This is a genomic window from Brevibacterium sp. HMSC063G07, from assembly GCF_001810665.1.
Classification (GTDB): Bacteria; Actinomycetota; Actinomycetes; order Actinomycetales; family Brevibacteriaceae; genus Brevibacterium.
This window is the reverse complement of the sequence record NZ_KV802360.1, coordinates 1-12,165: the sequence shown is the minus strand read 5'-3', so window position 1 is coordinate 12,165 and position 12,165 is coordinate 1. Positions and strand designations below refer to the sequence as shown.

The window sequence follows — 12,165 nt, the reverse complement described above, 5'->3', positions numbered from 1 at the left end:
GCCGAGGCGGAGGCGACAGACCCGCCGACCTCCACCTCGTGCGCGAGGGAAAGTGAGTTCCCCACAGCGCAGCCTCAGAAGATCCGGCCGCGCAGATCCTCGACGGCGGCCCGATACTCGCCTTCGAGACGATCCACGAGCGCGGCGACCGGCAGCTTCTCGCGCACCGCACCAATGCCCTGGCCCGAACCCCAAATGTCCTTCCAGGCTTTCGACTTCGACGACCCGCCGCTGCCGAAGTTCATCTTCGAAGGATCGGATTCGGGCAGATTGTCCGGGTCCATGCCGGCGGCCTCAATTGAGCCGCGCAGATAATTGCCGTGCACTCCCGTAAACAGATTCGAATACACAACGTCGCTTGCGCCAGAAGACACAATCATGTCGCGGTATCCCTCAACGACATTCGCTTCGGGGCAGGCCAAGAAGGCCGAACCGACATAGGCGAAATCCGCTCCGGCGGCCTGTGCGGCCAGAACCGAGGTGCCGTGGGCAATGCTTCCCGACAGCAGCAGGGGGCCGCCGAACCATTCGCGGATCTCGCGGATGAGCGCAAACGGCGAAAGCGCACCGGCATGGCCCCCGGCACCGGCGGAGACAGCAACCAGGCCGTCCGCGCCCTTCTCAATGGCCTTGTGGGCAAAGCGGTTGTTGATCACATCGTGCAGCACAATGCCGCCGTAGGAATGGACGGCCTCGTAGACGTCTTCGCGCGCACCGAGTGACGTGATGACAATCGGGACCTTGTGGTCCACAACAACGCCGAGGTCGTGCTCAATACGGTCATTGGAGCGGTGTACGATGAGGTTCGCGGCAAACGGGCCCACGGGCGTGCCGGGGTTGTTCTTCGCGAATTCGGCATTGGATTCGCTGATCTCGTCAAACCAGTCCGACAGTGCTTCCTGTGGACGGGCGTTCAGGGTGGGGAAGGCGCCGATGATTCCTGCCTGGCACTGGGCTTTGACGAGTTCGGGGCCCGATGCGATGAACATGGGCGAAGCCACAACTGGCAGGCGCAGATCAGTGCGCAGCTGTTCGGGAAGTTCGGTGCGTTCGACGGTCATGAAGCTCCTTCGGTTCGAGTGTCCGACATCACTTTAGACGACGAACGCCCCGCCGGTGGGCGGGGCGTTCGCATACTGGTCACGGCAAGCTGATCAGCGGTCCTTGAATTCGGGCTTGCGCTTCTCGACAAAAGCGCCCATGCCTTCCTTCTGGTCTTCTGTGGCCAGCGAGGAGTGGAACAGCCGACGTTCGTACAGCAGACCCTGGTCGAGGGTAGTCTCGAAGGCCGCGTTGACGGCTTCCTTCACCATTGCCGATGCAATGAGCGACTTCGAGGCGATGACGCCGGCGGCTTCACGGGCGGTGTCCATGAGCTCCTCATGCGGTACAACGCGTGCCACGAGGTTGGACTCCAAAGCTTCGTCAGCTTTGATGAAACGGCCGGTCAGGCACAGGTCCATAGCCTTTGCTTTGCCGATGGCGCGGGTCAGGCGCTGGGATCCGCCCATGCCGGGCAGCACGCCCAGGTTGATCTCCGGCTGGCCGAACTGAGCACGGTCGGAGGCGATGATGAAGTCACACATCATCGCCAGTTCGCAGCCGCCGCCGAGCGCGTAGCCGTTGACGGCGGCGATGATCGGCTTGCGGACTTCACGTAGGCGGTTCCAGCCGACGAAGAAGTCTTCGCGGTAGGCTTCGGCAAATTCAAGCGAAGCCATTTCCTTGATGTCAGCACCGGCGGCGAACGCCTTGTCGCCGTCACCGGTGATGATGATTGCGCGCACATCGTCAGAGGCGTCGAATTCGGCAAGCGCTGCCGTGACGTCTTTCATGACTTTTGAGCTCAGCGGGTTCATGGGGCCCGGAGCCAGGGTGATTGTGCCGATCTTGTCCGAAATGTCGACCTTGATGGTTTCGTACTGGGTCACTGGAAAACCTTTCGTGCTGCGGGTTCTGTCAGGACTTCCTGGACGAGTTCACTGCTGACTTCTTCCAGGGTGGCCGGCTTCCACTGCGGGTTGCGGTCCTTGTCGATGACCTGGGCACGGATGCCTTCGGTCAGGTCATTGTGTTTGCCGAGGTTGATTCCGGTGCGCAGGTCGCGCTCCAGAACCTCTTCGAGGCTCATGTCGCCGGCGGTGCGAATCGATTCGAACGTCACCTTCAGGCTCAGCGGCGATTTCGTTTCAATGAGGTCAGCCATTTTGGTGCCCCACTCGGTGCCGAGTCCGCGCAGACGCTCGAGGATCTCCTCGACTGAGTCGGCCGAAAAGGCGTGGTCAATGGCTTCGCGGTGCTCATCGAGTTCATCCGCGGGAGCTTCTGCGGCGAACTCCTTGAGAACAGCTTCGGCTTCTGCCGGGCGTTTGCCCAGTTCTGCCGCGACCTTTTCGAGTTTGGCGTCCTCGATGTAGTAGTCGGCAAGACCCGCGGCCAGCGCGGTGCCTGCGCCGACCGGCAGGCCAGTCAGGCCCAGGTACATGCCGACCGCGCCGGGAGCCCGGGAGAGCAGGTAGGTGCCGCCGACATCCGGGAACAGACCGATCGTGGTCTCGGGCATGCCGATCTTGGTGCTGTCGGTGACGACGCGGTGTGAACCGTGCACCGAGATTCCAACGCCGCCGCCCATCGTGATGCCGTTCATGAAAGCCACATAGGGCTTGGGGAAGCGGGCGATCCGGTCGTTCATCACGTACTCTTCGCCGAAGAACCGCAGGTTCACGTCAGTGCCGTCGATCAGCGATGCGTGGATGGCCTTGATGTCGCCGCCTGCGCACAGCCCGCGCTCACCGCGGCCGGTGACGAGTACAGCCTTGATTGAATCGTCGTCCTGCCACTTGACCAGGGCCTCGTTGACGATGTCGACCATTTCCTGGTTCAGGGCGTTGATTGCACGCGGCTTGTTCAGTTCAATGCGTCCCAAGCCGCCTTCGGCGCTGAGGACGACGGGCGTTTCTTCACTCAACTTATGCAACTCCTGTGCTCTTGCGCGAAATGATGACGCGCATGATTTCGTTTGTTCCTTCGAGAATCTGGTGGACGCGCAGGTCGCGGACCAGCTTCTCCACACCGTACTCGTGGAGGTAGCCGTAGCCGCCGAACAGCTGCAGGGCGCGGTTGGCAACGTCGAAGCCGGTGTCGGTCGCTTTGAGCTTCGCCATTGCTGACAGCAGGGTCGTGTTTTCGTGTTTGGCGTCGTAGGCCTGGGCGGCGCGCCACAGGAGCGAACGGGCGGCTTCGAGGTCTGCCTGCATTTGGGCGACTTCAAAGCGCAGCGCTTGGAACTGGTTGAGGTCTTGACCGAATGCCTGGCGTTCACCCAGGTACTGCACTGCCTTTTCCAGTGCCGACTGGCCGCCGCCGAGAGACGCGGCGCCGATGTTGAGGCGCCCGCCGTCCAGACCGCTCATAGCGGCTTTGAAGCCTTCGCCTTCTTCGCCGACCAGGTTTTCCACGGGAACGCGCACGTTTTCCATGATGACCTGGCGGGTGGGCTGTGCGTGCCAGCCCATCTTGATTTCGTCGGGTCCGAAATCCAGCCCTTCCATGCCCTTTTCGAGGATGAAGGCCGAGATTCCGCGGGCGCCGTCCTGGCCGGTGCGGGCCATGACCAGGTAGACATCCGATGCACCGGCACCCGAAATGAACTGCTTGACGCCGTTGAGGATGTAGTGATCGCCATCGCGGCGGGCCGAGGTGCGCAGGCCGGCTGCGTCAGAACCGGCGTTCGGTTCGGTCAGGCAGTAGCTGGCGAGGTTTTCAAACGTCACGAGCTTTGACAGGTAGCGCTCATGCTGGTCTTGGTTGCCGAAGCGCTCGATGACCGAGGCGACCATGTTGTGAATCGAGATGTACGAAGCCACAGCGGGGCAGCCGGTCGACAGGTTCTCGAAGATGAGGGCCGCATCCATTCGTCCCAGGCCCGAGCCGCCTAAGTCTTCGTCGATGTAGATGCCTCCCATTCCCAGGTCTGCGGTCGACTTGATGACGTCGACGGGGAAGTGCGAATTCGCATCCCATTCGAGAGCGTGCGGTGCCAGCTGTTCGTCCGCGAACTCGCGGCACATGTTCGCCAGTTCGAGCTGGTCATCGCTCAGCCCGAAGGGCAGAGAAGCCGCGGTGCTACGTGCCATGTGGTTGCCTCCAAAATTTAGTAGGACGTCAAACAAAGTCGCCGTCAGTGTAGTCGGTGTCACACCTTTTCGTCACGCGCGCCGGTGTTGGTCTCCTGGCGGGGAAGTGAATATTCAGTGCACGAGGTGGTGGGAGGGGCGAGGCGTCGCCCGCGGGTGTCATTCCTCTGCCAGCGCCCCTCGGTGTTCGGCCAGAAGCTGCAGCAGCTGATCCAGACGCTTTCCTTCAATCCCCGGGTGGCTGAATACCTCGCGGTTGAGGGCTTCTGTTGCGGCAAGGGACAGTTCGCAGCCCGCATCGGTCAGTCGGACGATTGTGGATCGCCCGTCTTGCGGATGCGGCGCGCGCTCGACTAGGCCGGCCCGCTCTAAGCGGTCGACGGCGTTTGTTGTCGAGGTTGGATGCACCTGAAGCCGTCGGGAGACCACTGACATCGGGAGTTCACCGTGACTGCTGAAGCGCAGAAGGGTCAAAAGCTCGTAGCGGGCGAATGTCAGCTTCAGCGGCCGCAGTGCACGGTCGATGCGTGCCATGAGCAGCTGCTGGGAGCGCATGATGCTGGTAGTCAGCGTCATCCCGTCGGCCGCTTCTGCGTAGCCGTGAGCCAGCCACTGCCGGCGCGCTTCACGAATCGGGTCGAATTTCTCAGCCATAGTCGGGCTGAGTCTAAAGCGCTTGTGTGGTCGAGCGCACATCAGTGCGCTCATGTGGGGTCGGCGCGATGATGTGCTCATGTGCGGACGGCTGACCTGGCGGCTGGAAGCGGCGCATTGGGTCCTGGCGCCAGGATGGGCCAAGGGTGACAAGAGCTGCTTGTGCGCAGGCAATGCACGATCAGAACCCGTTGACACGCAGCCGATGTTTCGCATGGCCTTCACTGAGCGGCGTTGCGCTCTTGCGGTCAACAGCTGCTGTGCATGGGAAAGGACTGAATTCGGCTGGCCGCGCTGAGAGTAATCCATCGGTGTCCAATGGGCACCTGGTCTCGACCTCATTGCAGGGCTACGAGGTGGGGAACAAGAAATGACTTCGGTACGGGGGATGAGAGTAAGATACGTGTTGACCAGCGTGTCGTTTGTAGGCGGACTTTGGCACCCTATTCCGGAGTTTCGGTCGCGCTCAGGGAAAGAAGAATGCAGATGGGCGTATAGAACGTACGAGAGGGTAGAAAGCTGACCACTCCTTCGTTCTGAAGGCCGCCTGCCCCAACCAGCCGGGGCGGAGTTTATACCCCCGGTTCGCGTCAGCCGATATTCCTAGGACGCGGGGCCGCTGAATGCAGTGATGCGAATCGTTCTGGTTGTCGAGTTGTTGTTGCATTTTCCGTCATCGGCTGCAGACTCGTGCTGTGCTCCTTCAACGAGGCGCCAACGTTCCGCATGCACCTGGGAAACGTGCAAGTCCGGTCCAGAGTGTATGTCTTCACGTGGTTATAGCAGCAAGAACCATCCTCGTTGATGTTTCCGCAATCGCTGCATCCAGGGGGGGTGAGCCCGGTAGAACTGCTCGGACTAACAAAGGCCCGAGCAGAGCGTCACACACGTCAGAGGCGCTGACTTCGCCTACCGCCTTGCCCCTTGCCTGAGCAAGCGACGGGACTCGGTGGACATTTCTTCTTCGAGGTTTGACAAATTGTTCAGCAAACAGCTCACCGAATTCACTGTCTTGCCGGATCGCTTCAAGGATACCCGTGAGGTTCTTGCGAACGAGTGGCGTCGATAGCATCTCAACTTCGCGGTTTTGAAGAGCGAGGATGTCTGTGGCGATTGAACCGGTGTCTACCTCAGCGCCAACACCATATTCTTTCCGGATCACGGTAAGGGCAATGTCGGCAATGCCATTAAATGGGCTGTAGAATGTCGGTCTTGTCGTCCCTGCCTTCTTGGTCAGCCTATCAACGCTGAGGGCCGAATAACCCTCCGTGATCATCAACTCTTTCGCTGCGGTAATCAACGCGTCACTGACGCCGCGAGCGTACGGGCGGCCCTTCTGAACTGTAACCATTTAAACAATGTGGCCCGAGTGGCGTTGTGTCATTCTAAAATTTACGCGCTTGACTCGCTCGGTGCGCGGACTTGCTCGTTCCCGCGAGAAATTTCCAAGAGGCTGAGGGTCGTGGGCTTCATCGTCGTATTCGTGCTCTTCCCGGTTGGACCCTATTCCGGTCCTGGTTCCAGCAGCGGTAGTGAAATTCGCCAGATTCAGCTGCTGGCACAACAGCTTGCGGTCGGTCGACGAAGCCACGACGAAGTTGCCTTTGAACTGAGTCAGCCAAGAACTGGCTCCGTACTATGAGCGGCTCATTCGCTTGACACTGTTCGCGTCGACCATGTTGTGACGCTCTTGGGTCGAATGGGTGGTCTCGGTACCGAATTCCTTCACGATGAGCGGTGCTTCTATATCGGCGCGGCGATCCCAGTGCGAAAAGCTAGTAACACGAGGTGGACGCGATCGCGTGCCTGGGTCTTGGAGAAGAGGTTTCCGATGTGCTTCTTAACAGTTGGCATAGAAAGCGACAGGACTTCGCAGATTTCTCTGTTTGAATGTCCGTGGGCCACTAGCTTTAGCACTTCAGTTTCCCTAAGCGTAAGGCAGTCGCGGAGCTGCATTTGATCGGTGCCAGCGTGTGCTGGATCGAAGCGATCATTATCCATTTGACGTATACGGTCGAACAGTTTTGCGGTGGGGCCAGGGGAGATGACCGACTCGCCGCGGTGGATCACACGAACGGCTTCGACTAGTTCGTCAGGCGGAGTGTTCTTCATCAAGAAACCAGATGCGCCGTTGTCTATAGCCTTGATCACGTTATTGTCGGAATCAAAGGTCGTCAGAATTGCAATCTTCACTGCGGAGTTCACTTCCAGCAGTTTCTTGGTTGTTTGGATTCCATCAAAGATAGGCATTTGTATATCTAGCAAAATCACATCCACCGGAGTATTCCGCTGACGGTCGATCGCCTCTTGTCCATCTTGTGCCTGCCACGAGACATCCATGCCTGTTTGACCGTTGAGAATTAGGGCCAACCCAGCACTGAAAAGGGGTTCATCATCGACGAGACCGAGAGTAATCATGACCTGCTCCAAAACAGTTCACTCTTGACATGCCACTCGCCAGTGGTTGCGTCCGCACCTGCTGTGAGGGTGCCGTCAAAAGCAAGAGCTGTTTCTTTCATTCCGACGATCCCGGTTCCGGTTCCGACGGTAGTCCTTTCTCGCACTGCGCTACCGGCAGTGTTGCATATGTGCAACATGATCCTACTTGCTTCGATCTGTACTCTAATCGTTACACTCCCACCCGGTGCATGTTTCAACGCGTTGACACAAGATTCCTGGACGATACGGTAAGCGGCACCGCTTATTTGAGCTGGCACATCGTCGATGTTTCCAAGGATTTGTAGTTCTACAGACGGATTCGTGGATCGGACCGACGATACAAAACCTTCCAAATCGCTGAGTTGCGGAGGTGGAGGCTTGTCGACCAGCTGCGCGCTCTGTCCGGTAGGTCCACGCAACAGGCGGGTAACTCTTGAAACCTCGCTGACAGCTTCTCGACTGACATTACCTATATCTTGGAGCAGCCTATCGGCGCCGTTTGGATCGGATTCAAGGATATATCTGGCTCCTTCCGCCTGAACCGCAACAACGCTGAGCGAATGCCCTAGGACATCATGGATTTCTCGCGCCATGTTCGCCCGTTCTTCGATGGTATTGAGCCGCTGCTCAACCCTTCTTTGTTCTTCAAGCAGTTCTGCTCGCTCGATCGCCATATCGAATTGTTCCCGATTGCGCTGGCGCAATAGCCCGGCAAGAGCGGCTGCGATGATAAGCGACCAGGCCATAGTGGTGGCGATAAGTGGATCCAGCCAGGACTCGAGTGCCGAATCTTTTGCGATAAGGAGAATCGTGACCGTAGTTCCGACCAGCAGAGCAACAAGGCTGAGCCACCGCCACGACGATTTGACCTGTGTTTGTGAACCATATGCCACAGACAATGCGAGTGCGATAGTCAGAAGGCTGAGCTTATGGGTAGCGAGGACATGTGCGGCCCCAGCCACTGCGAAGCCTACGACCGAAACGAGCGGCACCGCATTTCTGAACGTGGCAAGAATGACGCATAGCGCTGTGATTGCCCAATGAAACGCTTGGATCGTTCCCGTGGGTGGCGCGGGTCGGCTCAACAACGCGGCCACCAGGATGGCTAAGGCGAGGGCAACGTTCGGCAACTGCGAGAGCTGCGAGCGGAGTCGTGCGAACGATGACTCGATCGTGGGCATCATAGTGCTAACCCTACCGGGGCGGATGCTTGGCAGTGGGATACCGGAGTATGCCTCCAAGATGGTCCCAGGGGATGTTTCGTCATGGTGCAGCTCTGGAGACGATAGAACCATGCTGACTCTGGAAGGACCATTATGACAGCAGTAATCAAGACGCATGCTTTGACAAAGACATTCAAGAACCACACGGCGGTCGACGCTCTCGACCTGAACGTACCAGAAGGCTCGGTGTACGGCTTTTTGGGGCCAAACGGTTCAGGCAAATCGACCACCATGAGAATGTTGCTTGGTCTGACATCACCGACGCATGGAGAGATAGAACTCTTCGGGCGCGAACTCAATCCTACGAGCAGAACCGAGCTGTTACCGGCAATCGGATCCATGATCGAAGCTCCACCGGGGTACGGCCATCTCTCCGGGGAGGAAAACATGCGGATTGTGCGCGACATGCTTGGCCTGTCGAATGCACAGATCGACTATGCGCTGTCGACGGTTCGGCTAACGGAGCACCGCACAAAACTCGTTCGCAACTACTCATTGGGCATGAAACAACGGCTCGGCATTGCGATGGCCATCGCGAGGGGCCCGTCCCTACTTGTCCTCGACGAACCGACCAACGGCCTTGATCCCGCCGGCATCGAGGAAATTCGAAACTTGCTCGTGCATCTGGCCCACGAGGGAATCACAGTGATGGTATCTAGCCATCTCCTCGACGAAATAGACAAGATGGCGAATGTGCTTGGGATTCTTTCTCAAGGGCGGATGATCTTTCAAGGCACTCGCGAAACGCTTTTCGAGCATTCGCTACCCGACCTCATCATTGAAACTCCCGACCCTGAAGCTGTCTTGGCACAAGGCGTTGACGCAACCAAGACTCAAGGCGGGGTAGTAGTCAGCGGCATCAATAAGACAGAGACTGCCGAAATGATTCACCGTCTGGCTGTAGCTAACGTGCCCATCTTTGAGGTTCGTCGAGTACAGCAGAGCCTGGAAGACGTGTTCATGGACCTCACTGGACGCGAGGGTTTGCTGTGAAGCTCGCAATGGTGTTGGAATTTCACAAGATGCGCCGACTGCGGACAGCTCCGACCGTGGCTATCCTCGTTGTAGCTGTCGCTGTGCTATCGAGCTTCTCCCTCTTTTCGGGAAGCACCCAGGAAACCTTGAACGATCCAGATTCCATGCCGTGGGCGGGACTCTTGACGACATACACGTTGATGTCTGCAATGACGTCACCAATCTTGATCTCAGTAATCGCGAGTCGGCAAACCGACATCGAACACTCCGGTGTGGGATGGACGCTCGCATCGACCGCCGGATACTCACCTGGCAGGCTATGTCAAGCCAAGCTAATAACTTTAAGCATCGTATTAGTGCCGGCAGTCGCGATTCAGACTTTGCTCGTCATCGGAATCGGATTGCTCGCGGGTATCCGGGCACCCCTTGAGCCAGGGCCCTGGGTGGGGTACACCCTGCTGCTGTTCTTCGTCGACGTCGGCTTCCTGGCAATACATATTTGGCTGGCAGCAGTCGTTGAGAACCAGTTGATCAGCGTGGGTATTGGAATGCTGGGCGCATTTCTCGCTGCTTTTACCTTTCTCATGCCGGGCCCCATCGCGCGCTTCATCCCGTGGGGGTACTACGCAATGATTTCACACGCTGGACAACGCGGGGGCAGTGTTGCATACATCACGCCGGAGTACGGGTGGGTCGTCGGATTCCTGCTCATCGTTGCTCTGGCATTTGCTGTTGTTACTCATCGACTCAACCGAATTGAGAGGTAAACCAGTGTTTCGAGCTGAACTTCTAAAACTTAAGCGTTCGACCACATGGCTCATCGCTCTGATCTTGCCAGTATTAGCCGTAGTCACGGGCACAATCAATTTGGCCAACAACACTGAGACTCTTGACACCGGGTGGCAATCGTTTACCTCCCAAGTCACCCTGTTCTACGGCTTGTTGTTCTATTCAATGGGCATTGCGCTACTCGCAGCAACGGCCTGGAGGATGGAACACCGCGGAACAAACTGGAACCTGCTGCTGACCACCACACGAAAACCCCTAGCTTTGGTCGTTGCAAAGATCGCGGCAATCACTGTTCCAGTTGCATTTATGCAGGTCGTCCTCGTCATCGGGACTGTCGTCTCCGGCGTGGTCTTCCTGGACCTTGATGGAGCTATCCCTTGGCAGTTTGTGCTGGTCGGAGTGATCTCGGTGGTTGCTGCGTTGCCGCTTATTGCAGTGCAGTCCCTTCTCTCGATGTTGCTGAAGTCCTTTGCTGCGCCCGTCGCTATCTGCTTGTTGGGGTGCGTCATCGGCGTAGCCAGCGTCACGTCTGTTGCGCTTCGACCGCTGAGTTTCGTACTCCCGCAGGGAATAAACACCCGGGCACTCAACCTTGGTTCGACCGCCCTTGCTGGGTCGGGTGGTCTGACTGTCGGTTCAGCGCTGCCACTGATCGGCACTGCTGTCGCGATCGCTGCTCTGTTTTCCCTGGCCACAGTGGCGCTTATTCGCGCTGTCAAACTGCGCTGAGGTGAGCACCCAACTCTTTGCATCGTGAATTGCCTGACAACCTAGCGTGTAACGTAATTTACCGGTCTTGTGATCTGAAACGCAGGTCACACTCATAGTGAATCGAGGACTCAGGAGCTAGGAGCGCTCTGCTGGACGTGATCCAGCACCATTCGACATCCTGTCGGGGCATTCCCGTATGTAGTAGTCCGAATGGTTCGTCAGCGAGGCATGGACGTGGGCGAGTAGCGAAATGAGTGATTCTTTTCGGGCGCCCGTCGACGTCGGGCCCTTCAGTATGTTGGAGGTGCCGGGAAAGGAAGGTCCGAGGGGAAGGTCGTCGTTGTTTGACTGTGCATGTGCATGTCGACGACTGTCGCGGTCGCTGCACTGTTGTTTGTCGGATCAGGCGTAGCTGTGATGGTCTTCGATGCACTGTCATTGTTTACGTTACCTGGGTGGTAGCCAGATACGGTACGTCGAAGTGTTAGTCCAAATCACCACAGTTGCGTAGGAGACGAAACACCCAAGGTGTCGGGTCCCCCTGCTGAACTCGAAGTTCGAACTAACCGTGTTAGGTCGACTCTTGCCATCGTGGCCGGGTCCCAGCTCCTGGGTTCCATGAGATGGTTTTCAACTCCGCAGCTTCAATAATGCCGGCAGAAGCTCGCCACGACCGCAGCGACCGAACAAACTGGCAATCCATCGACCCGCGGCCCGGCCATTCGACGGTCCCCATGAGCTGGGGGACGTTGATATGCCAGTGCTGGCGATAGAACCCGTCGAGAAGATCCAATCTCTTGAGGTACTGCCTTTCTTGGCAGTCCTCGCGCGTCGAGGTCGTGGTTTCGTGTCACAGTGCGGGATGTCAATGTCCGGCCCAGTCGCGCTCAGCCCGTGTGAGGGCTGGATGGGCTGAGGTCCTGCGCTGGCCGGGCGGGCCGCCGCTGAGGTCTGCTGAGGAGAAGACACGAGGTGTCCTCCGCGGCAAAAGGCGGGTGGTGCACATCACGCAATACCGGCTTGCAAAGCTGGTTGGCTGCAGTCTAAAGTTATATCTCGTTGCCAGGACGCGAAAGCGAAACGGCACAGGCGAAGATTAACTGCAGCAGATCAGAGATTTGCAAGCAGATGAACTTCAGGCTAAGATAGCCAAGCGCTCACATTCCGAGCGTAAGACTTTCACTTTTGATGATGTGCCTGCGTTTGTGGGTGTGGATTCTTTGTGTGTCTGTTCTTTG

The 12,165-nt window shown here is 57.9% G+C and carries 12 protein-coding genes; 4 read left to right on the top strand and 8 right to left on the bottom strand.

Features of this window, described 5'->3' with window-relative positions; translation table 11 throughout:
• Positions 1–74: 74 nt before the first annotated feature.
• The 5 genes from HMPREF2757_RS06540 to HMPREF2757_RS06520 form a co-directional block, all read right to left on the bottom strand.
• Positions 75–1,061: an NAD(P)H-dependent flavin oxidoreductase gene (locus HMPREF2757_RS06540; RefSeq protein ID WP_070574482.1), complete on the bottom strand. Its 987-nt coding sequence runs from the start codon at positions 1,059–1,061 to the stop codon at positions 75–77.
• A 93-nt stretch (positions 1,062–1,154) separates the two neighbouring features.
• Positions 1,155–1,931 carry an enoyl-CoA hydratase-related protein gene (locus HMPREF2757_RS06535; protein ID WP_070574480.1) on the bottom strand — a complete coding sequence of 259 codons (777 nt, stop codon included), beginning with the start codon at positions 1,929–1,931 and terminating at the stop codon, positions 1,155–1,157.
• Entirely contained in the window at positions 1,928–2,968 is a 1,041-nt protein-coding gene (locus HMPREF2757_RS06530) for an enoyl-CoA hydratase/isomerase family protein (protein ID WP_070574477.1), read from the bottom strand. Before HMPREF2757_RS06530 ends, HMPREF2757_RS06535 begins: the two co-directional genes overlap by 4 nt.
• 1 nt (position 2,969) lies before the next feature.
• Positions 2,970–4,136, bottom strand: coding sequence for an acyl-CoA dehydrogenase family protein (locus HMPREF2757_RS06525; protein WP_070574475.1), 1,167 nt, complete (start codon positions 4,134–4,136; stop codon positions 2,970–2,972).
• 159 nt (positions 4,137–4,295) lie between these two features.
• Positions 4,296–4,790, bottom strand: a complete 495-nt coding sequence (locus tag HMPREF2757_RS06520; protein WP_070574473.1) for a MarR family winged helix-turn-helix transcriptional regulator — start codon at positions 4,788–4,790, stop codon at positions 4,296–4,298.
• 52 nt (positions 4,791–4,842) lie between these two features.
• Between HMPREF2757_RS06520 and HMPREF2757_RS11460 the strand changes: the two genes are divergently transcribed.
• The gene (locus HMPREF2757_RS11460; RefSeq protein WP_083304150.1) at positions 4,843–5,088 is read left to right on the top strand and encodes an SOS response-associated peptidase family protein; all 246 of its coding nucleotides are present in this window, start codon (positions 4,843–4,845) and stop codon (positions 5,086–5,088) included.
• A 471-nt stretch (positions 5,089–5,559) separates the two neighbouring features.
• Here HMPREF2757_RS11460 and HMPREF2757_RS06515 read toward each other — a convergent pair whose 3' ends face one another.
• The 3 genes from HMPREF2757_RS06515 to HMPREF2757_RS06505 all read right to left on the bottom strand — a co-directional run bounded on the left by HMPREF2757_RS06515 (position 5,560) and on the right by HMPREF2757_RS06505 (position 8,413).
• Entirely contained in the window at positions 5,560–6,141 is a 582-nt protein-coding gene (locus HMPREF2757_RS06515) for a TetR/AcrR family transcriptional regulator (protein WP_070574471.1), read from the bottom strand.
• A 392-nt stretch (positions 6,142–6,533) separates the two neighbouring features.
• Positions 6,534–7,208, bottom strand: a complete 675-nt coding sequence (locus HMPREF2757_RS06510; protein WP_070575280.1) for a response regulator transcription factor — start codon at positions 7,206–7,208, stop codon at positions 6,534–6,536.
• Positions 7,205–8,413 carry a sensor histidine kinase gene (locus HMPREF2757_RS06505; RefSeq protein ID WP_070574469.1) on the bottom strand — a complete coding sequence of 403 codons (1,209 nt, stop codon included), beginning with the start codon at positions 8,411–8,413 and terminating at the stop codon, positions 7,205–7,207. Before HMPREF2757_RS06505 ends, HMPREF2757_RS06510 begins: the two co-directional genes overlap by 4 nt.
• A 132-nt stretch (positions 8,414–8,545) precedes the next feature.
• Here HMPREF2757_RS06505 and HMPREF2757_RS06500 point away from each other — a divergent pair, with 132 nt between their 5' ends.
• From HMPREF2757_RS06500 to HMPREF2757_RS06490, 3 genes are read left to right on the top strand one after another with little or no spacing between them, the layout of a single operon-like run.
• Positions 8,546–9,445 (top strand): ABC transporter ATP-binding protein, encoded by a 900-nt coding sequence (locus HMPREF2757_RS06500; protein ID WP_070574468.1) that lies wholly within the window; start codon positions 8,546–8,548, stop codon positions 9,443–9,445.
• Positions 9,442–10,194, top strand: a complete 753-nt coding sequence (locus HMPREF2757_RS06495; protein WP_070574466.1) for an ABC transporter permease — start codon at positions 9,442–9,444, stop codon at positions 10,192–10,194. Before HMPREF2757_RS06500 ends, HMPREF2757_RS06495 begins: the two co-directional genes overlap by 4 nt.
• The gene (locus tag HMPREF2757_RS06490) at positions 10,160–10,945 is read left to right on the top strand and encodes an ABC transporter permease (protein ID WP_226829389.1); all 786 of its coding nucleotides are present in this window, start codon (positions 10,160–10,162) and stop codon (positions 10,943–10,945) included. The genes HMPREF2757_RS06495 and HMPREF2757_RS06490 overlap by 35 nt, the downstream gene beginning before the upstream one ends.
• The last annotated feature ends 1,220 nt before the right edge of the window (positions 10,946–12,165 follow it).

What these genes read in the sequence shown, in the direction of transcription:
- HMPREF2757_RS06500 (WP_070574468.1), top strand. Translation starts at nt 8,546, where the DNA reads ATGACAGCAGTAATCAAGACGCATGCTTTGACAAAGACATTCAAGAAC.
- HMPREF2757_RS06510 (WP_070575280.1), bottom strand. Translation starts at nt 7,208, where the DNA reads ATGATTACTCTCGGTCTCGTCGATGATGAACCCCTTTTCAGTGCTGGG.
- HMPREF2757_RS06525 (WP_070574475.1), bottom strand. Translation starts at nt 4,136, where the DNA reads ATGGCACGTAGCACCGCGGCTTCTCTGCCCTTCGGGCTGAGCGATGAC.
- HMPREF2757_RS11460 (WP_083304150.1), top strand. Translation starts at nt 4,843, where the DNA reads ATGTGGGGTCGGCGCGATGATGTGCTCATGTGCGGACGGCTGACCTGG.
- HMPREF2757_RS06540 (WP_070574482.1), bottom strand. Translation starts at nt 1,061, where the DNA reads ATGACCGTCGAACGCACCGAACTTCCCGAACAGCTGCGCACTGATCTG.
- HMPREF2757_RS06515 (WP_070574471.1), bottom strand. Translation starts at nt 6,141, where the DNA reads ATGGTTACAGTTCAGAAGGGCCGCCCGTACGCTCGCGGCGTCAGTGAC.
- HMPREF2757_RS06520 (WP_070574473.1), bottom strand. Translation starts at nt 4,790, where the DNA reads ATGGCTGAGAAATTCGACCCGATTCGTGAAGCGCGCCGGCAGTGGCTG.
- HMPREF2757_RS06505 (WP_070574469.1), bottom strand. Translation starts at nt 8,413, where the DNA reads ATGATGCCCACGATCGAGTCATCGTTCGCACGACTCCGCTCGCAGCTC.